The following is a 19,351-nucleotide window of genomic DNA, read 5'->3' as shown; positions in this document are numbered from 1 at the left end:
TATCCTATCCTATCCCATCACATCGAGGGTCTCACGGTGCCCCATCTCGAAGCCGTGTCGATAGGCCTTACCCCACGGCAGCAGAGCGTGTGGGGAAACCACATCGGGTGGGTCGAGGACCCCGATTGACGAGAGGGCATCGCCGTGACCACACTCGTGCAGAGCGGCGGCGAGTCCGTTGGCATAACCGCGGTTGTACCAAAGCTGCGCGTCGGCTGTTTGTTCGCTGAACCCCGCCGTTTCTGAATAGAGATCGGCGCAAAGCCGAACCAGGATCGGCAAGATGTCACTGAGATGTGCTGTGGACTCCGTCATCGAACCAGCAACCCAATTGATCGCAAGCGTCGTGGCATGGTCGCTCGATAGCGCGATCGAGCAAGGCTGGAGACGCAGGCTACCATGTTGGCGCCCAAGGTGAAAACGGACGAATCGGTCTGACCACAAGAGCTGAGAGGAGCGGCAGACACTGGTGCTGATTCCGACACCGCTCAGATGGCTGAACCGCGCGGCCAAAGCGTCGATCATCATTCACTGCATTCGCACTCGCGCCAAACCACTGCTCGGGATACACGATGAACGCCATGATCCTCGCCGCGGGCCGCGGCAATCGCATGCGGCCCCTCACGGACCACACCCCTAAGCCCTTGCTCGAGGCAGGTGGTCGGCCCCTGATCCACTACCATCTGCTGCGATTGGCGGATGCGAATATCCGCGACATCGTCATCAACCATGCCCATCTCGGCGAACAGATTGAGCAGGCACTCGGCGACGGCACCTCGTTTGGCTTGCGGATTCATTACTCGCGTGAAGGGACCGCCCTGGAAACCGGCGGGGGGATCTTCAATGCTCTGTCGCTCCTGGGCCCCGACCCCTTCGTGGTCCTCAACGGCGATGTCTGGTCGGATTTCGATCCCGGCGCGCTGCGCTTAGCGCAAGGCGATCTCGCGCAACTGGTGCTGGTGGACAACCCACCCCAGCATCCTCGAGGGGACTTTTCCTTGCGCGCCGGACGTGTTCACGACACGGGAACGGAACGGCTGACCTTCAGCGGCATTGGCCTCTATCACCCCGCTCTGTTCGACGGCTGCGAAGCTGGGGCCTTTCCGCTCGCCCCATTGCTGCGTAGGGCAATGGACTCGGGCCGGGTTGGTGGACAACATCATCGCGGCAACTGGTTCGATATCGGCACCCCCGAGCGGCTGGCGCAACTCGACCGCTTCCTGCTCCGCGCTCCCGTGGCGCAAACCTCGCCGCGCGCTTGACGGCACCGCCCCCTATCGGTTTGAGCAAACCCCAACCATACTAGTGGGTATCTTGGATGGACGCGGAGACTGGACATGGGCCAGGAGATCAGTCAGGCCGCCTTCACCGAGGAGGATTTCGAACGCTTCGCCTCCCGACTCAACGCCGAGACCGACCAGCTCGAAGAGTGGTTCGCGTCGGCACGTTTCGCCACGGCGGAACCGACCGTGGGGTTCGAGCTCGAGACCTGGCTCGTCGATCCACAGATGCAGCCGGCTCCCAAGGCAGAGACCTTGCTCGCCGGTCTCGACGATCCCTTGGTGGTCGCCGAGCTGGCGCGCTTCAACGTCGAGATCAATGGTGCCCCCGTCCCATTGCGCGGTGCCAGTCTCACCCGCCTCGCCGAAGCCCTGACGCGGACACTGGAGCGCTGCAACCGGGTTGCCGCCGGGCTCGGGACACGCCTGATGATGATCGGGATCTTGCCGACGGTGCTGCCTGAACACCTCACCCTGGAGGCCATGACCCCAAGACTGCGCTATCAAGCGCTCAACCAACGAATTTTCTCGCTCCGCCGAGGACTCCCGCTCGGGCTCGTCATCGATGGGCACGAGCGTCTCGAATTGACGCGACATGATGTGATGTTGGAGGCTGCCGCCACCTCCTTCCAGATCCATCTCCGCGTCACGCCAGAGACCGCGGCCCGCGTCTACAACGCGTCGAAAATCATCAGTGGTTTGATGGTCGCGATCAGCGCCAATTCGCCGTATCTCTTCGGTCGCGATCTATGGAGTGAAACACGGATCCCGCTGTTCGAGCAGGCCGTGTCCATCGGTGGCCCTATTTTACAGGAGCGCGTTAACTTCGGCTTTCGCTACGCCGAGTGCTCGATCATGGAGACCTTCCGCGCCAATCTCGATCGTTACCCGATTTTGCTTCCGGCGCGTCTCGAGGACGCCACGCACAGCCTGCCCCATCTGCGTCTTCACAACGGCACCATTTGGCGTTGGAATCGACCTCTACTAGGCTTTGATCCGGATGGCCGTGCCCACCTCCGAATCGAGCACCGAGTGCTGCCCGCCGGGCCAACCGTCGTCGATATGGTGGCGAACGCCGCCCTCTATCTCGGCGCGGTCAGCGATTTGGCGCAGCAGGACGAGCCCCCCGAACGACGCATCCCCTTCGCGCAAAGCCGGGTCGCCTTCTATCGTTGCGCCCGCGACGGTCTCGACGCCGAGATCCAGTGGCTCGATGGCCACCAGCAACCCGTCGTTCAGATTCTGCGGGAAGATCTTGTTCCCCGCGCCGCGCGCGGTCTCAGACGGCTTGGAGTCGATCCGGCGGAGGCTCAATACTGGTTGGGGATCATCGCGGGCCGGGTCCGGAACGAGCGCACGGGCTCATCCTGGCAGCGCCAATGGGTCGCGCAACATCGCCGAGATCTGAGCGATCTGACGGCCGCTTATCTCGAGCGACAACGTCGAGGAACGCCGGTTCATGAATGGGTCTAGCGATTCCAGCCAACCCCATCGGATGTCAGCGGAGCCAGCTCAACGGCAGATCCTGCGCCGAGCCAACATCGATTCACCGCGGCTCGGTCCGGTCCGTCGCCGGGACGATTCAGTCTAGGCGGCGTTCGCGCGGCGCGCACTGAAAGCGGGCGAACGCACCGTCGAGATGGTATGGTCTCTATGGATCGAGGGCGGCCGGACCAAACCAGGTTGACTCCACCGAACAGGCGTGAGGACCGCCCCGAGTGAGCACTGAACGCCGTCACCACGAGCGGCGATCGCGTGGCAACCATATCGACGACAAGACATCATGCTGCAAGAGTTCGACCAGCTTCCGAGCGGGATCCTCGACGCGACGAGTCATGAACTGAATGCATTACTCGGCGCCCCCACCCTGATCCATCTCCCTGGTGCGCGTGAGCCCGCGCTGTTCGTCTCGGTCCTGTTGCACGGGAACGAACCCGTCGGCTGGGATGCCGTGCGAGCGCTCCTGAGCGAGCGACTTGCACGCTACGGCGAACCGCGGCTGCCGCGGGCCTTGAGCCTCTTCATCGGGAACGTCAGTGCCGCCGCCGCGGGGGTGCGACATCTGCCGGGGCAACCGGATTACAACCGCGTCTGGCCCGGCACGCATCTACCGCATACACCCGAGCATGATCTGATGGCCCGCGTCGTCGACATCATGGCGCGCCGGGGCATCTTCGCCAGTCTCGACCTCCACAACAACACCGGACTGAACCCGCACTATGCGTGCATCAATCGGATCGATCATCGCTTTCTGAATCTTGCGAGCCTGTTCGGACGGACGCTGGTCTATTTCATCCGACCGACCGGGGTGCAGTCGCTGGCAATGGCGGAACTCGGCCCGTCCGTCACGGTTGAATGCGGCAAGGTCGGTGAGAAGCAGGGGGTTGAACACGCGCGTCGCTTCATCGACGCGGCACTCCATCTTGCCCGCATCTCACCCCATCCGGTTGCACCACAAGATATTGATCTCTTTCATACCGTCGCCCAGGTCAAGATCCGCGACGAGGTTGCATTCGCCTTCGCCCCTGATGAGGCCGCACTGCAGTTGAGCCCGAGTCTTGAGCAGCTCAATTTTTGCGAACTGCCAGCGGGCATGGCATTTGGACGCATCGCACAGGGGACCGACATCCTCTTGGATGTCCGTGATGAGCAGGGCCGCGACGTCGGCTCGCAGTTTTTCCACGTGCAGGGCCAAGAACTCCGGCTGCGTCAATCCGTGATGCCCTCAATGCTAACCCGCAATGAAGTCGTCATTCGGCAAGATTGTTTGTGCTATCTCATGGAGCGTTACAGCGCACATCTGCCTCCCGAGGGCCAAGGGTGACCGGGAAGACGGCGCGCCACGCTGCCCAACGCAACCTGGGACCGGCCGAGGGGCGAAACGGCAAACGACGAGTAGGTCACCGAACCGTCGTTCACCTGCAAGCCGCTACGACTGACGGGTTAGGCCTGGCTTCCCCGCTGCGCTGAGGCGTCGACGGACCCACCAGATCAGCGCGCCAAGGAACCCGATCGCAAGCAGCACCCCGCCGAGACGACCGAAATCATGCTCCAACATGGATTCACCGAGCAGGATGAAGAGACCGGCATACAGGAGCGATACGGTGAAGGAGACCACGAAATACACCGCAAAGCGGATCCCGCTGATGCACAGCACGTAGGTTTTCAGAGTCGCTGGCACGCCGGGGGCCATCTTGACGAGGAGTGCGAATTGAATCGCCTGAGCAGGAGAGGCCAAGGTCGGCATTTTGAACGACGTTCGTGCAAGACGTCGTTCGATCCATGGGCGCAGCCCCGTGTGCCCGATCCACCAGGACAACATAAGGTAGGCGGCAAGACTGAGCGCCGAACCGATCAGTGCCACACTGGTTCCAAAGGTTGCCCCCGCGAGCAAATAGAAGGGCGAGGTCGGAAATCCGATCGCGGGCAGGAGCGCAAGCAGTACGAAAAAGGGCACTGGATGCGCGTGGCTCGTCCAATCCCAAAAGGTGGCCAGGCCCCAACCATAGGCAGACCACAGCCAGGCTCCAATGAGCACGAGTGTCAGAAGACCAAACAACCGCACCGACCAGACGACCCAGCGGCGTCGGCGTAACGCGAACAACTGCCGGCAGCGCGCCGCGAAGCGACGCGGCCCGAGCAGCGGCGGCTCTCCTCCCTCCCGGCATGCCTTGGTCGCGGCTGACTCAGCATCCCCCGCGCCAGAGAGTTGCGGATGCATAGCAACCTCGCCAGTTGCGGTTGCCATGATGGTGGCATCGCTCGGTGTCAGGTCGTTGTGATCAGAATGAAACATGGTCGTCACTCCCACCTAGCAGTTCACGAGCCTGTTGGTCCGCGTGATACGAGGATCGAACCATCGGACCACTGGCAACGCTGGAAAATCCGATCGACTCGGAGAACCGACGTAAATCATCGAATTCTTCTGGTGTCCAGAACCGCTTCACGGGGAGATGATCTCGACTGGGCTGAAGATACTGACCGAGCGTGAGCATGTCGCATCCATGATCGCGTAGATCGCGCAGCGTCTGCTGGACTTCACTCAGGGTCTCTCCCAAACCGAGCATCAAACCGGATTTGGTTGGAACCGTCTGGTGTCGCGCTTTGAAGGATTGGAGCAACCGCAGTGACCCCAGGTAGTCGGCGCCTGGCCGAACCTCCCGGTAGAGACGGGGGACGGTTTCGAGGTTGTGATTGAACACATCCGGGATCCCATCGCCAACGAACTGATCCAGGGCGGTGTCCTCGCGGCCGCGAAAATCCGGGACCAACACCTCGAGTTTGATCGTTGGATCCTGCGCTCTGACCGCGCTCAGGCAGGCAGCAAAGTGCGACGCACCACCATCGCGCAAGTCATCGCGGTCCACGGAAGTGATGACCACGTATCGCAAGCGCATCGCGGCGATGGACTCGGCAAGCAAGGTCGGCTCATTCGGGTCAACGGGCTGTGGCCGACCATGTGCCACATCACAAAAGGGACAACGTCGCGTACAAAGATCACCTAGGATCATGAAGGTCGCGGTCCCGTGACTGAAGCACTCCCCAAGATTGGGGCACATCGCCTCCTCGCAGACCGTGTTCAGCTTCGCCTGCCGCAGCAAGGATTTGATCCGCGTTACCCCCTCACCGACCGGCGCCTTGGCGCGAATCCAGGATGGTTTGCGCAGCACGGGTGCGGGTTCGATCTTGACCGGGATCCGCGACACTTTCTCATGGCCACGCTGATGGGTCTCAGGCGTGTTCCGGGATGGCGCTTGGTAGGAGTGTTCGACGGTCATAGGCGCTCGGGACATCGTGGTTAATAAAGGGGAATGAAACCCGTGCTCACGGCCTCGAGGTGACCCGTGCACTCGAGTTCAGGCCGCGACCCGCTCAAGCATTCGGGAAAATGGATTGCGGGATCGTCAGTTGGACGATGAGACTGTGCATCGGGATGCGAGCCAGTTTCCGCGTTCCGCACCAGATCGGTGGTCGCGATCGTCGGATGATTTTGGGATTGAACCAACCAATCACCAGTCCTGGACAATCAAGCAACCATCGACGGAACAGGGAGATGATCGCTGCGGGAAACCGACACAGCCGAGTTCGCTGGAAGCGACTTCCAGGTGCTTTCCGTCAGACGAGAGATCGCATCAACTTGAAACCATCGCGCGCCCGATCGGGCTCGGGATCAGTTCGGGAAGAGGCGTTCCATTAAGAGCGCAAACCAGGGTGTGAACCAGTCCGGCCGTTGGCGAAGAGCACGTTGGATGACGGGGATCGACATCCAGCGCCAAGCACCGATTTCTGTTGGGTCGGGACGAGGCCGCTCGCTATCAAGACCAAAAAAGACGTGCAGATACTCATGCTCGATCAACCCAGAGGCACGATCTTCCGCGCGATAAATCAGTTGGCTGCGCTCGATCAGCGGGACGCTCATGCCGAACTCTTCCATCAAGCGACGCCCGGCCGCATCAAGCGTCGCCTCACCAGGACGCGGATGACCGCAGCAGGTGTTCGACCATCGCTGCGCAAAGTGATACTTGATATTGGCGCGGCGCTGAAGGAGCAACTCATCGCGGGCATTGAACACCAGAATCGAAAAGGCACGATGCAGTTGCCCCGTGTGGTGGACATCAATCTTTGCACCAACACCGATCTCACGGTCGCCTTCGTCGACTAGAATCAGTTGCTCGGCGGCATCGCGCAGCCGACTCTCCTCTCGCTCGTTCGCCATCAGTGGCGGTACGATTTGAGCACTCACGCCAGTTCTCCAATCGAATGGTCAGACAGAAACAGATTCTGGGTCAGTCCGACTCAGATGGATCGGCCGGCTGACCGAAGGCGCTCAGCGCATGGGCGAGTTCAAGATGATCACGGGCGAACACCTGCAGCGGCACCTCGGCGCGGATCGCGTCCCACGCTTGACGAATGCTCATCGCACCGGCACGCGGTCCGAGCGGATGACCGAAGACACCCCGCCCTGTAACGAAACCAAAATCACAGGTGCCGAGCTGGTCATACACCGATTTCAGTGTCCCCGCCCAATCACTCCCGCCAGGAACGGGCAAGCTCGGACGCAGATCACCCATCGGCTCCAAGCACGCAAGGGCATTGCGGCGAACCTCGTCATCGGAAGTGAACATCCGCGCACCGAATCCCGGCATGATGATGACATCAAAGCCGGCGAGCCGCTGCAGTTTCGTCAACACCAGCGTGCTGACCCCGAACCGCTCCAACCGGCTCAATGCGGCAAACATTGGGAAATGTGCCACCAGAGGGACTTGCGTCGTCCGGGTGAGGGCGCGCACGGCACTCAGACCGGTCGGAAGAGCATTGATCATGAGGGCGCCCGCACCATTGGCGACCGCTAGATCATGCAACTCGGACAAACGATACGACTCATCGGTGATGTTAGCGAGATAGAGCTTTGGTTGGCCGGTGCGCCGCGTTGCCTCCCGGGCGGTCTCACCCAGCCGGCGTGAGCGCTCATCCAGCGGGCACCAGTGCGTATCGCACAGCATCTCGTCATCCTTGGCGAAGTCCAGACCACCCAACCACCCCTCGAGCGCAAGGGCAGCCATTGCGTCACTCGAGAGTCCGATATTCGGCTTGATGACGCCAAAAAAAATCGGGCGCCCATCCGCATTCAAGCGCTCTCGCAACCCTGGCACACCGAATTGGGGTCCTTCAAATCCTTTCAGGTAGGTATCCGGAAAGCGGATATCGAGCAGTTTGACAACGGGGATCCCCGGGGAAAAAAAGGTCCCTTCGCCACAAACCGCGCTCAATAGATTCGGGATGCGTGTGCCGAAATTTCGGTGTGGATGGGCCATGGTGACAGAGCACGCATGAATCTCACCCTGTCCCGGGGCAGTGATGCCATAGCTAAAGGCGTCGAGCCGCGCCTCGACCCGGAAATCGACGACCTTCGCGCCAAATTCGCCCCGTAGATCCTCTTCAACGCCGACGCGTCGCCACTGCGCCGTCGACTGCTCGGAGCAAAAATGAGCCAATGCCTCACGTGGGTTTCCCCGACATTCGAGGGCATAGTCGAGCAACAAATAGGAATCAGGGTCAAGGGTCTCGATCGGAGCAAAAAATCCTTCAAGATCAGCAGTCTGCATGGATCACTGCGCTCCGATGATCTGGATATGTAAGGTACGCTCAGGCCTCGGACCATCGAGATCGACAAAGAAAATCGACTGCCAAGCACCGAGCAGTAAACGTCCTCCGGCCACCGGGATCCGCTCCGAGGCATTCATGAACAGTCCGAGTAAGTGTGAGTGCGCATTCAGCCGGCCGTCGACGGGCTCCTGGTTATGGCGATAGGCCGTTTCAGGTGGCGCGAGCCGTTCAAGGAAATCGAGCATGTCTTGCTGGAGCATCGCTTCCTTTTCATTCAAGCAGACGAAAGCGGTCGTGTGTGGCGAAAACAAGAACACTTGACCGTCGAGCACACGTGAGTTCTCGAAACGTGTCCGGATCGGCGCCGTCACGTCGATGATATCAATCGGACGCTGCGTCTGGAGAATGAGTTGATCGTGCGTAATGAACATGAATTCAGTGATGAGAGCGTTGTGGTCACGGGTGCGGCACTGACTGACCTCGCACACCCACGACCACAACGCGCGGCCTATCTAACGGCCGGCGGGCAGGGGCGCCATCTGCGCGGCTGGTGTCACCGCGGCAGCGGAACCAGAAGCAGGAATCCCATCCGAGAGCCAATTGAAGTCAGCCGTGCTCAACAGGATGAAGTGGATCAACAGACCGAGCACGAACAGGAAACCAAATAAGGCAACCAGAGTCCTGCGCGGATCGAAGATCTGCCAAATTTTATGCATGAGTTATCTCCTAAAGACTTGACACGGGACGGTGCGATTCTCTGCGCTCCTCCCGTCGGATTCCATTACGAGGACCTTGCCTCAACGACTACAGCCAGGGACGCCACAGCCAGGCTAGGATGTGTGCAACGATGACCACACCAAAGAATCCAGTCATGCTCTGGACGAAGATACCATGAAATTCCTTCGCCTCTTCTTCGGTCAGCCCGGACATGCTTTTCTCTTCAGCCATGGAAATACCCTCATTTTTCATGTGTTGGCCCGTAGGCCGTTACCGCGATCTTCCCCGCGGCGGGGACCAGAGCAGGACATCCGTTGATCTGGTCTAGATCGCCAGACGTCCCCCGATGCGTTCATTGCGATCAGACGCCACCGAGCCAATTAAAGCCAGGGCTACTGAGCAGGATGAAATGGATCAACAGCCCGAGCACGAACAGGAACCCGAACAAGCCAACCAGCGTTCTGCGCGGATCAAAGATCTGCCAAATTTTGTGCATGTGATTACTCCAGTGTCGAACGGATGGGTGTTGCTCTATCAGCAAACGCCCGATGGGCCTTCAATCGCCGCCCAGGACTCGGTCAGAGCCAAGGACGCCACAACCAAACCAGGATGTGCGCGACAACCACGATGGACGTGAAGGCAACGAAGGTCGAGACGAAGATTCCGTGAAACTCCTGTGCCTCGTTATCACTCAGTCCGGACGCCGTGACGTGCTGGTCGGTCATCGATTTCTCCTCACACCTCAAGCCTGTGCTGACGCGTTGGAGCGACCCGCTCCGTCACCCGCCGATCGCTGCGACTACATGCGCTCGTGCACAGCCTGCTGATACATCTCAACCTTATCTTATGCGCCGGAGGGAATCCGGCGCGCCCTTGTTGGGCTTCCCTGTCCAGGACCAGCGAACTGGTCATGTGTCGTCAAAGCGCTTCAGGCTGCGCCGCGGGCTCCGCTGCCGTCTCCGGCTCCGCGGCGTCTTCCATTGCTCCGCCCACTGTCGGTCCGGCTAGAGCCGGGTAGTCCTTCAGCATTTGCGCACCGTACAGCGGCTTGTAAGCACCTTGATGACAGGTCGAGCAGCTCACCCGGTAGGGGTCGCCCAATGGCCCTTTCCGTGTCTCTGGCAACACATCGTTCAACGGCCAGATGTATTCCTGATTCATCTCGCGCACGTGGCGGATCGCATACCAGGCCGTGGTGCGTGCCGGCGTACTCTGATCCCATGCAAAGAATGAACGGCTGTTATGGCAGTAGGTGCAGTTCACGCCCAGCGCATCGGACATGTGCATCATGAGACCATAGGTCCATTCCGCCTGTTTTGTCGAGGCCAAGTTCCCGCTTGGTAGCGCCGAATCACCGATCACCCGAATCTCGTTTGCTTGATCGAGGAAGGGTGTGAAGGGATCAAAGGGCAGCGACGAATAGGCCACGGATGACGCCGCGATATTCTGCCCGGTTGGAGACACGGCAGACGGCAGCTTCGGACCTGGATCCGTCACCCAGACATACTCGGGAACCGGCTTACCACGATGGCAGGTATAGCAGGTGACACCCGTGTCGGCGACGTGATCTTTCCACTCAGCGTTAGCCTGTTGCGTCATCTCGAACATCCGCCGCGACACCACTTTGGTGTAGATATCATCGGATGCGAAATTGCCAGGGACGTGGCAGTAATTACAGCCTTCCTCAGGCGAGACCCAGAGCGTCACGGCGACCATGAGACGGGTGAAGTCCGCGACCGATAGATCGCTCAAGACCTGCACGTTCTCGTAGACATCCGAGACCATCGGACCACCCGGAGCCGCCGGCTCGAGTGCCTCTGGAGGCTGATTTGCCTTGAAGCTCCGAGCGAGATCACGTGGGTTCTGCACATGCTCCATGGCCAGCCCACGATATCCCAACTGCACCGTCTCGGGCGGAGGCGCTTCACAGCCCGTCACGAGGACGGACGCCACCACGGCCGAAAGCGGAATCAAGCTGTGCTTAGCCATGTTCATTGTGCTACCCCCTGCATCAGCGTTGGGTCCATTGCGCCATCAAGCGGATAAACCGGCGCGACACCATGCTTCACAGCCCAGAGATACCAGTTGTCGACGACCGTGCCCGTGAGCAGGATCCCGATCCCAGCGGTAATCACGGTGAGGACCGCAAACCACCAAGCCCAGCGATGGATCGACTCCATCGTAGCATTGAAGCCCATCGTCCAGCGCCAGAAGAGCGCGGCACGTTCGGCAGCCGTTCCACGGTGCGTCACTTGGTCAATCTCGCGATCACCACCGAAGCGACTCACCGACAGAATGGTCGCGCCGTGCATGGCAAACAGCAGGGCTGAGCCATAGAGGAAGGCGATCGACAGCATATGGAACGGGTTGTAGTAGAGATTGCCGTACCGGATCGAGAAGGCTGCTGTCCAATCGAGGTGGGGGAAGATCCCGAAGGGAACCGCCTCCGCCCAACTCCCCATCATCACCGGGCGAATGAAGCCCAGAGTCAGATAGAAGAAGATCGCTGAGGCAAACGCCCAGGATAGCCACTGGCTCAAACCGAGATCAGCCGCTCGCTTGTAGGTGCGAACCCACCACAGGATGATGGAGGCCGTTAGGAAGAACCCTGCCATCAACCACCAACCGCCATCGGTCAAGGGCGGAATCGACAAGCCATAGGACGGCGGTGGCGGCTCAAGGGCCAGCCAGAAGAACTGTTTCACGAATTCAATCGGATTCCAGTTCACGGAGGCCAGCATGTTGAAACCGATGATCTCGATGGCGATGAAACCAAAGATCAAGGAAGCAACACCGGTAAAGCCGAGGTAGATAGGACCAATCTGAGCGTCACCGATCTTCCCTGCCCAGTAGGAAAAGATTGGCTTGCCAAGGCGCGGCAGATTGCCTTTCGGCATCGGCGTCCCGGCATAAGCCGGTGAGCGCACCTGCACGCTGGTAAAAATGTTCTGATATTCAGCCATTGTTGTCTCCTAGACCTACCAGAGCGGAAGCTCAAGCCACCAGTTCCACCATTCTGGCCAACCGCGCGTCCAGAAGGGTCCGCTGATCACAATACAAACGGCACTCCAGAAGACCGCACTGAGAGCAAGGAAGAGGCCCAAGCGATGGATCCCAAGCGCTCCGATGGAGTAACCGATCAGATCCCGGAAGAAGGTATTTTCATGCTCACCGGTCTTGACCGGTTCACCTTTTTTCGGGTTCGTCACCTGCAGGATCAGGGAGCCATGCATCGCAAGCGCTAAGCAGGTCGTGAAGAAGAAGGTGATCGCCAGCATATGCGCTGGGTTATAGTGGAAATGCAGGTACTGGTAGCCGACGTTGGAGACCCAATCCAGGTGGCTCATGATTCCGTATGGGAAACCATGACCCCAAGCGCCCATCAAAATGGGACGAATGACCACAAGGGTAAGATAGGCGCCAATGGCGAAGGCGAAGGCGAAGGGAACGTGGTAGCCAATCCCGAGCTTGCGGCAGATCTCGACCTCTCGCAGCGCCCATGAGACGAATGCACCGATGGCACAGAAGGTAATGATCTGCCAGAGACCTCCTTCGCTGAGCGGTGCCATCCCAAGGCCGTAGCTTAGATCCGGGGGAGCGATATTGATCTGCCAGATATTGAAGGTCGGGCCAAGAGCGGCGCCCCATACGATGAGGAGCGTTCCTAATAGTGCGAAGAAGAACGTAGCGACGCCGAAGAAGCCGACATAGAACGGCCCCACCCAGAAGTCGAATAGATCTCCCCCGATCAGCGTCCCGCCACGGACGCGGTATTTTTTCTCAAAACTGAGCATGGCCATCGTAAAATCCTCTGCTGGGGAGGCATCCAATCCGGCTGCCTCCTCTTAGCACTGTCGGCGGTAGGTGGGGTCTGACCAGCAAGTCATGCCTCCCCTGCCACCCCCGAAAAGGACGCTATTGCCGTTGTGGCACCACCGGCGTCACTTGCATCTGGCTGACTGCGGACTTGGCCGGAATCCCATCTTCGAGCCAATTGAAGTCATCGGTGCTGAGCAGAATCATGTGGATCGCCAAGCCGAGGACGATCAAGAAGGCGAACAGGGCGACCAGGATGCGGCGCGGATCCATGATCAGCCAGATTTTCCACAAGCTTTCGGTCGAAAACATAGTCTTACTCCACGAATGAGGTACGGGTTAGAGTGCCTTGAGACCGGCACCTGGACGGGCGCCAGCGCTCACAAGGAATCCCTTACAGCCAGGGGCGCCACAGCCACGCCAGGATGTGAGCAACGATCACGATCCCGAAGAACGTGGTCATGCTTTGCACGAAGATGCCGTGAAACTCTTTCGCCTCTTCTTCGGTCAGTCCGGACATGCTGGTGTTTTCAGCCATTGATCGATCCTCCAGTAGGAGATGAACCTAAGTAACGCCGCACCGACCCCGTGCGGCGGGGGTTTCGCCGTGGCTCGATGAGCCACGGCGGAGAGGTCATCTGCTGCAGCGTGACGGCCTCTTGACTCAATCGCCCCTGATGTCGAGACGTTAAAGTCATCTTCGACGCAGCCAAGACCGCGCAGTCCAGCAACACCTTGATCAATTCCCCCTCGACCGCATCGCGCCTTGACGTCCGTACCAGTGGTGCGGTGCCGTGCAGGTCGCTTCGGTTGTGGTTCAGGTCGGGGGCCATGAGCTTGCTATGAACGCCTTTGGGGTTGTCTGGATTCAGGTGTCAGTCTAGCTTGACTACCGCAGATGTCAATCTACATTTACACATCTTTTCTCGCCAGATGCGCTCGAGTTGTTCACGGACAAGTCCGTGGTGTCCAACACGGGTGTCAGGGCCGTGCGCGCTAGCGATCTTGCGCGGTCACGGACGTGGGTTCGGCCTAAAACAGGGTCGGGTAGCCGCTCCCTAGCGGGGGCTGTAGCGGACAAGCGGGCTGGGACAGGGAACGGAGGGGTGATGGGAACACCCAGAGTTTCAATCTCGATCCGGCAGTTGACCGCTTCGTGCCGCATGCAAGGGTTCGACGGCGCTGAGGATCTGGGTCATCTGACACTCACCTGCTGGGTGATGGCCGTTCAACGGCCGGATCTAGGTTCAACGGCTGGCGGACGCTGAGCCGGCGCGGCAGATGAGGCGTGGTGGACGGTCGCCCGTGCCCACGGCCGATCGGTGGATGGACGCCCGGATTGCGAACTGACGATGGACGAGACTCGGGTTCGAGCAGTCGTTCGGGTGGAACGCGCAGGGAGACGACGTTCACGCGGAGCGCGGTGAGGGCCCGTCGGACCCTCGCCGCGTCGAGGCAGGGCCAGCCGGTTCAGGGGGTCAAACGCTGATCGCGCACGTGCGCCAGATGCACCCGCGCAGCACCGTCATGACGCGCGGCGCGCTCGGCGGCATCACGCAGTTGTTTCGCCGCAGAGATCCGCACCAGCACCGGCTGGCCCTCGACGACTCGGTCAAACTCGGCAAGCGCGTCATCATCCCATGGCAGCTCACGATGGAAGCGCGCCGGCGTTGCATCGACCTTATCGAGATCGGTGCCGAGTGGAATGATGTGGAAGAGCGCATCGAAGAGGGCATTGCAGACCTCCTGGATCAGATAAGTCGCCCCCGCGTAACCCATGAAAGGCGTCCCCGTATGCCGCCGGATCACTGTCCCGGGAAAGGATGCCGGGATATAGGTTGCGCGGGCAGCGATTTCCGACAGGTACATGCGCTCGTTGTAACTGCCGAAGACGATCAAGGGCGTCTTGGTTTGCACGGCGTCCCGGACCTGATCATTGTCCGGTTTCACGCCCGCCTGGCGCGAGAAGGCGAAGTGGCAGGGCATGCCGAGCTCGTCTTCGAGAAAATGCCGCAGTCCGCGCACATAGGTCTCGGTGGCGACGACACCGAAGCTCGCCGTGCCGAAGAAGTCCTGGGTCACCGACCGCCAGAGATCCCAAATCGGTTTGATGGTGGTGTGTTTTTCGCGCTCAATGAAGGGTTCGGGGTCGAGCCCGAGCAGTTCGCCAAGCGCGCGCAGGAACTTCGTTGTGCTATGCAGACCAATGGGAGCCTGGAGGAAGGGTTTCTCAAGCGCCTCGCAGAGACTGCGGCCGAACTCGCGATACAGACAAATGTTCACATCGGCATCGACCAGCTCGGGCACCCGGTCTAGATGGCTGCCAAGCGGAAACACCTGATTGACGCAAGCGCCGATCCCCTCCACCAAGCGTCTGATCTCAGCCAGATCCGACGGCATATTAAAGGTGCCATACATGGGACCGATGATGTTGACCCGGGGCGGCTGCCCGTCCGTACGCGGTCGGGCCTTGGGGCGCGCGCCCTTTTTCTTCGTGCCATACTGGCTCCAGAGCCAAAACATGGCGCGATTGGCACTCTGCCACTGATCCTCATCGATGGTCCTTGGCAAGAAGCGGAGAATATTGGTTCCTTCCGGGATCACCCCACCACCGATCATCTCGGCAATCGAGCCGGTGACGACAACGGCGGGGCGGTGCGGATCCAGGGTCGCGTAGGCCCGGCTCATCGCCTCCTCGGTCCCCTTCTGCCCCAACTCCTCCTCGCCGAGACCGGTCACCACCACGGGCAACTCATGGGGCGGCAAACCATCGGTGTAGTGCAGCACCGCGGTGACTGGCAAATTTTCACAGCCAACGGGTCCGTCGATGATGACCTGGAGGCCCTTGATGGCCGTGAAGACGTATACGGATCCCCAATATCCGCCAGCACGGTCGAGGTCATTGATCAGCATGGGTGGAACGTCCTCACTCGCGGACTCAAAGTGGCTTGACCTCAGACCCGCTAGGAACCCCAGAGGTCTCGCCCGAGATCCCGTAGGTTTCGCCGGTCCCCACACCCGCAAAGAAGCGACGCATGGTTTCGAAACGGTGCCGATTGGATAGGGCCGTGTTGATCACCTGGGCCAGCGAGCCCGCCCCAGCCGGCCCCATCAGCGGGCGTGCCGAGATGAGATTGGTAAAGTAGAGCGCGGGGATACTGAGTTCTTTTGCCTTCTGCACGACCGGAGTTGTCCCGATCGCCAAGTCCGGCGCGAGTGCCTCCACCGCCGCGAGATCCTGTTCCAATGAGGCGCGAAACCGTACCGGCACGCCCCGTTCTTCGAGCCAGGCGAGATCCGCTGCCGACCAGGGCGTCTGAGCACAGGCCGTGCCGACATAGGCCACCTCCGCACCAGATTCGATCAGCAGTCGCGCGACCAGGAGCTCGGAACCCTCGTAACCGGAAACCGTGATGCGCCCCTTGATCGGGCTGCCCGACAGGGCTCCCCGGATGGCTGGCAGGATCCGGTTCTTGGCCAGATCGATGGTCTCCTGCGCGATCCCGCACGCAGCACCGATCGCATCCAGCCAGCTCGCCGTCCCCTCGCATCCAACCGGCGCCGAACCGATCACCGGACGTCCCGCTAGGGCGAATTCGCGCGCGCTCGCGGCGTAGTGCGGATGGATCGCGGCGACCACGCGCGCATCGAGCGCACCATAGAGCTCGCGCCACTCCCGGGTCGGGATCACTGGCCCGGCCGCAAGCCCCATGGGCTCGAGCATCATGCCTATGCCGACCGGGTCCGCTGGAAACATCTCACCGAGCAGGGTGACGGTTGGCCGCTCGCTGCGGCCACCACGCGGGGCCTGGACCGGTCCCTGTTCCGCCTCGGTGCGCGCATACTGGAGCATGGCACCAGCGAGGACGTCCTTCGCCTCGGCATGTGTCGGCACCCCAAAACCGGGCACGTCAATGCCGAGAATGCGCACCCCGTTGAGCTCCTTGGGCAAGAGGCGCAGTGGCACGCCCGAAGCGGTCGGGACGCAGAGGTTGATCACGACGATGGTGTCGTAACGAGCGGGATCGGCGAGTTTGAGCACCGACTCGCGCACATCCTCGAACAGGGCGCCCGAGACCAGGGTTTCGGAGTCGAAGGGCACGTAACCAACCGACCGGCGCGCGCCGTAGAAGTGGGAGGTGAAGGTGAGGCCGTAGACACAACACCCCGAACCGACCAGCAGCATGGCGGTACGACGCATGCGCAACCCGACGCGCAAGGCACCGAACGCCGGACACATGGTCTGCGGCTGATCATGCGGCCCCTTGGGATAATCCGCCGTGAAGCGTTGCAACAATTGCGCGTTGCCGGCTGCCGCGGCGGCGGCACGCAAGGTCTCCGCCCCGCCGTGACATCCGCTACCGGACGCACCCGTCACGGCAGCAGCCGGCACCCGATCGGGACGCGGCGCGCTCTGGCCGTTTTCAGAATCTGGTCTAGACATCGTCGTAGATCACCTCGAGCGACGGCTTGGTCAGGCCCTGCGCGGGACACATGTCTTCCGGTCGCGCGGGCTCGAGCGTCACGTGACGCCCAACGACATCGCCCTTGAACAAACCCAGCAAGCCGTCCTGATCGAGCGGCTTGGGGTGGATCGGTGGTGCGAGCGCGACATTGGACGCCAGCGACTCGAACAAGGAACCCCAGGGACCATCCGGGCGCGCCACGATCTCATAGTTCGCGCTCATGCGCCGGATCTCATCATGGGCGGGAATGGTCGCGAGAATCGGAATCTCGACCGCGGCGGCAAAGGCCTGCGCTTCGCCCGTCCCATCGTCCTTATTGATGACCATTCCAGCCACGCCGACATTGCCGCCGAGACGTCGAAAATACTCCACGGCCGAACAGACATTGTTTGCCACATAGAGCGACTGCAGATCGTTTGATCCGACGACAATCACTTTCTGGCATAGATCCCGCGCGATCGGCAGACCGAAGCCACCACAGACCACGTCACCGAGAAAGTCGAGCAGGACATAGTCGAAGTCCCACTCGTGGAAGCCCATGCCCTCGAGCAATTCGAAACCATGAATGATCCCACGCCCACCACAGCCCCGCCCAACGTCAGGGCCACCGAGTTCCATGGCAAAGACGCCATCACGCTTGAAGCAAATGTCGCTGATCGTCAGCGCGTCCCCCGCACGCTTCTTCTCGCTCGAAGTCCCCAGGATCGTTGGACAGGCGCGACCGCCGAACAACAGCGTCGTGGTGTCGCTCTTGGGATCACAGCCGATGAGCAAGACCTTCTTGCCCTGCTGCGCCATCATGTAGGAGAGGTTGGCCAGGGTAAAGCTCTTGCCGATCCCGCCCTTACCGTAAATGGCGATGATCTGGGTGGGGGTGATCACGGGTGCGGCAACCGCATCCGTGGTCGCCCGATCGCGTGGCGCGCCGAGCGCCGAGGTCGGAATTTTGACGGATTCACTCACGAGATCGATCTCCAGTCCAAGATCATCTTCAGGCAATTGGGATCACCGAATGCCGTGCGATAGGCCGCATCGGCACGGCTTGCCGGTTGACGATGGGTGATGAGTTCGGCGAGCGAGAGACGCCCGGCGTCGACCAACTGCTGGACCGCGGCCAGATCAGGTGGCCGCCACTCGGCGGCGACCTGGATCCGCGCCTCGCGCATAAAGGCCGGGGGGAACGCGAACGACAGGGGCTGACTGTAGAAGCCAGCGAGGACGACCTCGCCACCTGGGGCCAACCGGGCGATCAAGGCGTCGAGCAAACCCGCATCACCACTGACATCACAGATGCGCCGATAGTCGGTGCGTTGATCCTGATCCGGTGCGATCACGACGTAGCCGTGGCCCTCGGCGCCGTGCGCGCGTTCGGGGTTCGTTTCCCAGACGACCGGCGCGGCTCCGTCGGCCAGTGCCGCGATGCGCGCGACCAAACGGCCCAACACCCCATGACCGACGATCAAATCGAGAGGCGTTTCAGTCAGGCTCCGCACGGCATGATAGGCCGTCGCCGCCAGGGCCAACAGCACCGCCTGCTCGCCGAGCGCCTCGTCGACCACGACCAATCGCGCTCCCGGCACGACCACGCGCGAGGCCGCTCCACCGAAGAGGCCACGGGCTTCGTTGTAGCAGCGCGCACCCGGCACGAACACGCGCTGCCCCACGGTGAGCCCCGCCTCCGCGCCGGCCCAGGTGATGCGCCCAACCGATTCGTAGCCGGGAACCAGGGGATAGCCCATGCCTGGAAAACTCGGCATGCGCCCGGACCACAGCAAGCGCTCGGTCCCAGTGCTGATCCCGCTCCACTCGATGTCGACGACGACATCCGCCGCCCCCGGCGGCGTCAGTGTCAGTGGCTTAAGCGCCAGTGATTCAGGTTGCTCGAGAACGACGGCAATGGTATCGAGATTCACTGTTCGGCCCGAAGTGTTGCAAGATGAGGTCACAGTGTAACCAAACTGGATC

General features: G+C 61.0%; 22 protein-coding genes. 3 read left to right on the top strand and 19 right to left on the bottom strand.

The features are described from left to right. Window positions 1–9: 9 nt before the first annotated feature. Window positions 10–528 carry a hypothetical protein gene (locus tag CKO25_RS01990; RefSeq protein ID WP_200386202.1) on the bottom strand — a complete coding sequence of 173 codons (519 nt, stop codon included), beginning with the start codon at window positions 526–528 and terminating at the stop codon, window positions 10–12. A 44-nt stretch (window positions 529–572) separates the two neighbouring features. Between CKO25_RS01990 and murU the strand changes: the two genes are divergently transcribed. From murU to CKO25_RS01975, 3 genes are all read left to right on the top strand, one after another. Continuing rightward, on the top strand, window positions 573–1,262 hold the full coding sequence (gene murU, locus CKO25_RS01985; protein WP_200386201.1) for an N-acetylmuramate alpha-1-phosphate uridylyltransferase MurU: 690 nt from the start codon (window positions 573–575) through the stop codon (window positions 1,260–1,262). Window positions 1,263–1,337: 75 nt separating this feature from the next. Next, window positions 1,338–2,753, top strand: a complete 1,416-nt coding sequence (locus tag CKO25_RS01980; RefSeq protein WP_200386200.1) for a glutamate-cysteine ligase family protein — start codon at window positions 1,338–1,340, stop codon at window positions 2,751–2,753. 310 nt (window positions 2,754–3,063) lie between these two features. Then, window positions 3,064–4,104 carry a M14 family metallopeptidase gene (locus CKO25_RS01975; protein WP_200386199.1) on the top strand — a complete coding sequence of 347 codons (1,041 nt, stop codon included), beginning with the start codon at window positions 3,064–3,066 and terminating at the stop codon, window positions 4,102–4,104. 105 nt (window positions 4,105–4,209) lie between these two features. Here the strand turns inward: CKO25_RS01975 and CKO25_RS01970 are convergent, their stop codons facing one another. The 18 genes from CKO25_RS01970 to bchC form a co-directional block, all read right to left on the bottom strand. Then, window positions 4,210–5,076 (bottom strand): TVP38/TMEM64 family protein, encoded by an 867-nt coding sequence (locus CKO25_RS01970; protein WP_200386198.1) that lies wholly within the window; start codon window positions 5,074–5,076, stop codon window positions 4,210–4,212. Then, complete coding sequence (gene lipA, locus CKO25_RS01965) at window positions 5,063–6,058, bottom strand: lipoyl synthase (protein WP_200386197.1); 996 nt, start codon at window positions 6,056–6,058, stop codon at window positions 5,063–5,065. The genes CKO25_RS01970 and lipA overlap by 14 nt, the downstream gene beginning before the upstream one ends. Window positions 6,059–6,450: 392 nt before the next feature. Continuing rightward, entirely contained in the window at window positions 6,451–7,023 is a 573-nt protein-coding gene (gene idi, locus CKO25_RS01960) for an isopentenyl-diphosphate Delta-isomerase (RefSeq protein ID WP_200386196.1), read from the bottom strand. A gap of 43 nt (window positions 7,024–7,066) precedes the next feature. Continuing rightward, complete coding sequence (locus CKO25_RS01955) at window positions 7,067–8,386, bottom strand: RuBisCO large subunit C-terminal-like domain-containing protein (protein WP_200386195.1); 1,320 nt, start codon at window positions 8,384–8,386, stop codon at window positions 7,067–7,069. Between the two features lie 3 nt (window positions 8,387–8,389). Further along, window positions 8,390–8,818, bottom strand: a complete 429-nt coding sequence (locus CKO25_RS01950) for a secondary thiamine-phosphate synthase enzyme YjbQ (RefSeq protein ID WP_200386194.1) — start codon at window positions 8,816–8,818, stop codon at window positions 8,390–8,392. A gap of 81 nt (window positions 8,819–8,899) precedes the next feature. Then, entirely contained in the window at window positions 8,900–9,103 is a 204-nt protein-coding gene (pufA, locus tag CKO25_RS01945; protein ID WP_200386193.1) for a light-harvesting antenna LH1, alpha subunit, read from the bottom strand. An 88-nt stretch (window positions 9,104–9,191) separates the two neighbouring features. Further along, window positions 9,192–9,335: a light-harvesting antenna LH1, beta subunit gene (gene pufB, locus CKO25_RS01940; protein WP_200386192.1), complete on the bottom strand. Its 144-nt coding sequence runs from the start codon at window positions 9,333–9,335 to the stop codon at window positions 9,192–9,194. 130 nt (window positions 9,336–9,465) lie between these two features. Further along, window positions 9,466–9,600 carry a light-harvesting antenna LH1, alpha subunit gene (gene pufA / locus CKO25_RS01935; protein ID WP_200386191.1) on the bottom strand — a complete coding sequence of 45 codons (135 nt, stop codon included), beginning with the start codon at window positions 9,598–9,600 and terminating at the stop codon, window positions 9,466–9,468. A gap of 82 nt (window positions 9,601–9,682) precedes the next feature. Then, window positions 9,683–9,829, bottom strand: a complete 147-nt coding sequence (gene pufB, locus CKO25_RS01930; protein WP_200386190.1) for a light-harvesting antenna LH1, beta subunit — start codon at window positions 9,827–9,829, stop codon at window positions 9,683–9,685. 193 nt (window positions 9,830–10,022) lie between these two features. After that, window positions 10,023–11,093 (bottom strand): photosynthetic reaction center cytochrome PufC, encoded by a 1,071-nt coding sequence (pufC, locus tag CKO25_RS01925; protein ID WP_371829689.1) that lies wholly within the window; start codon window positions 11,091–11,093, stop codon window positions 10,023–10,025. Between the two features lie 2 nt (window positions 11,094–11,095). Then, a complete protein-coding gene (gene pufM / locus CKO25_RS01920; RefSeq protein ID WP_200386188.1) occupies window positions 11,096–12,067 on the bottom strand; it encodes a photosynthetic reaction center subunit M in 972 nt (323 codons plus the stop codon). A 15-nt stretch (window positions 12,068–12,082) separates the two neighbouring features. Beyond that, window positions 12,083–12,904 (bottom strand): photosynthetic reaction center subunit L, encoded by an 822-nt coding sequence (pufL, locus tag CKO25_RS01915; protein ID WP_200386187.1) that lies wholly within the window; start codon window positions 12,902–12,904, stop codon window positions 12,083–12,085. A gap of 115 nt (window positions 12,905–13,019) precedes the next feature. Beyond that, window positions 13,020–13,232: a light-harvesting antenna LH1, alpha subunit gene (gene pufA / locus CKO25_RS01910; RefSeq protein WP_200386186.1), complete on the bottom strand. Its 213-nt coding sequence runs from the start codon at window positions 13,230–13,232 to the stop codon at window positions 13,020–13,022. A gap of 82 nt (window positions 13,233–13,314) precedes the next feature. After that, window positions 13,315–13,458: a light-harvesting antenna LH1, beta subunit gene (gene pufB, locus CKO25_RS01905; RefSeq protein WP_200386185.1), complete on the bottom strand. Its 144-nt coding sequence runs from the start codon at window positions 13,456–13,458 to the stop codon at window positions 13,315–13,317. 932 nt (window positions 13,459–14,390) lie between these two features. Further along, window positions 14,391–15,833, bottom strand: a complete 1,443-nt coding sequence (gene bchZ, locus CKO25_RS01900; protein WP_200386184.1) for a chlorophyllide a reductase subunit Z — start codon at window positions 15,831–15,833, stop codon at window positions 14,391–14,393. A gap of 25 nt (window positions 15,834–15,858) precedes the next feature. Further along, window positions 15,859–17,364 (bottom strand): chlorophyllide a reductase subunit Y, encoded by a 1,506-nt coding sequence (gene bchY / locus CKO25_RS01895; protein WP_200386183.1) that lies wholly within the window; start codon window positions 17,362–17,364, stop codon window positions 15,859–15,861. Beyond that, window positions 17,357–18,268: a chlorophyllide a reductase iron protein subunit X gene (locus CKO25_RS01890; protein ID WP_338115052.1), complete on the bottom strand. Its 912-nt coding sequence runs from the start codon at window positions 18,266–18,268 to the stop codon at window positions 17,357–17,359. Before CKO25_RS01890 ends, bchY begins: the two co-directional genes overlap by 8 nt. 77 nt (window positions 18,269–18,345) lie before the next feature. After that, window positions 18,346–19,299 (bottom strand): chlorophyll synthesis pathway protein BchC, encoded by a 954-nt coding sequence (gene bchC / locus CKO25_RS01885; protein WP_200386182.1) that lies wholly within the window; start codon window positions 19,297–19,299, stop codon window positions 18,346–18,348. Window positions 19,300–19,351 lie beyond the last annotated feature (52 nt).

It is taken from the genome of Thiocapsa imhoffii, assembly GCF_016583985.1.
Lineage (GTDB): Bacteria > Pseudomonadota > Gammaproteobacteria > Chromatiales > Chromatiaceae > Thiocapsa > Thiocapsa imhoffii.
The sequence above is the reverse complement of the archived record's forward strand: the minus strand, read 5'-3'. Positions and strand labels throughout refer to the sequence as shown.

Excerpts from the sequence above, each read along its gene's own strand:
- CKO25_RS01975 (WP_200386199.1), top strand. The coding sequence starts at position 3,064 with ATGCTGCAAGAGTTCGACCAGCTTCCGAGCGGGATCCTCGACGCGACG.
- pufA (WP_200386186.1), bottom strand. The coding sequence starts at position 13,232 with ATGTTTTCGACCGAAAGCTTGTGGAAAATCTGGCTGATCATGGATCCG.
- pufB (WP_200386190.1), bottom strand. The coding sequence starts at position 9,829 with ATGACCGACCAGCACGTCACGGCGTCCGGACTGAGTGATAACGAGGCA.
- lipA (WP_200386197.1), bottom strand. The coding sequence starts at position 6,058 with ATGACCGTCGAACACTCCTACCAAGCGCCATCCCGGAACACGCCTGAG.
- pufA (WP_200386191.1), bottom strand. The coding sequence starts at position 9,600 with ATGCACAAAATTTGGCAGATCTTTGATCCGCGCAGAACGCTGGTTGGC.
- CKO25_RS01970 (WP_200386198.1), bottom strand. The coding sequence starts at position 5,076 with ATGTTTCATTCTGATCACAACGACCTGACACCGAGCGATGCCACCATC.
- pufL (WP_200386187.1), bottom strand. The coding sequence starts at position 12,904 with ATGGCCATGCTCAGTTTTGAGAAAAAATACCGCGTCCGTGGCGGGACG.
- bchY (WP_200386183.1), bottom strand. The coding sequence starts at position 17,364 with ATGTCTAGACCAGATTCTGAAAACGGCCAGAGCGCGCCGCGTCCCGAT.
- CKO25_RS01980 (WP_200386200.1), top strand. The coding sequence starts at position 1,338 with ATGGGCCAGGAGATCAGTCAGGCCGCCTTCACCGAGGAGGATTTCGAA.
- pufC (WP_371829689.1), bottom strand. The coding sequence starts at position 11,093 with ATGGCTAAGCACAGCTTGATTCCGCTTTCGGCCGTGGTGGCGTCCGTC.
- CKO25_RS01990 (WP_200386202.1), bottom strand. The coding sequence starts at position 528 with ATGATGATCGACGCTTTGGCCGCGCGGTTCAGCCATCTGAGCGGTGTC.
- bchZ (WP_200386184.1), bottom strand. The coding sequence starts at position 15,833 with ATGCTGATCAATGACCTCGACCGTGCTGGCGGATATTGGGGATCCGTA.
- CKO25_RS01950 (WP_200386194.1), bottom strand. The coding sequence starts at position 8,818 with ATGTTCATTACGCACGATCAACTCATTCTCCAGACGCAGCGTCCGATT.
- pufM (WP_200386188.1), bottom strand. The coding sequence starts at position 12,067 with ATGGCTGAATATCAGAACATTTTTACCAGCGTGCAGGTGCGCTCACCG.
- murU (WP_200386201.1), top strand. The coding sequence starts at position 573 with ATGAACGCCATGATCCTCGCCGCGGGCCGCGGCAATCGCATGCGGCCC.
- CKO25_RS01955 (WP_200386195.1), bottom strand. The coding sequence starts at position 8,386 with ATGCAGACTGCTGATCTTGAAGGATTTTTTGCTCCGATCGAGACCCTT.
- pufB (WP_200386185.1), bottom strand. The coding sequence starts at position 13,458 with ATGGCTGAAAACACCAGCATGTCCGGACTGACCGAAGAAGAGGCGAAA.
- pufA (WP_200386193.1), bottom strand. The coding sequence starts at position 9,103 with ATGCATAAAATTTGGCAGATCTTCGATCCGCGCAGGACTCTGGTTGCC.
- pufB (WP_200386192.1), bottom strand. The coding sequence starts at position 9,335 with ATGGCTGAAGAGAAAAGCATGTCCGGGCTGACCGAAGAAGAGGCGAAG.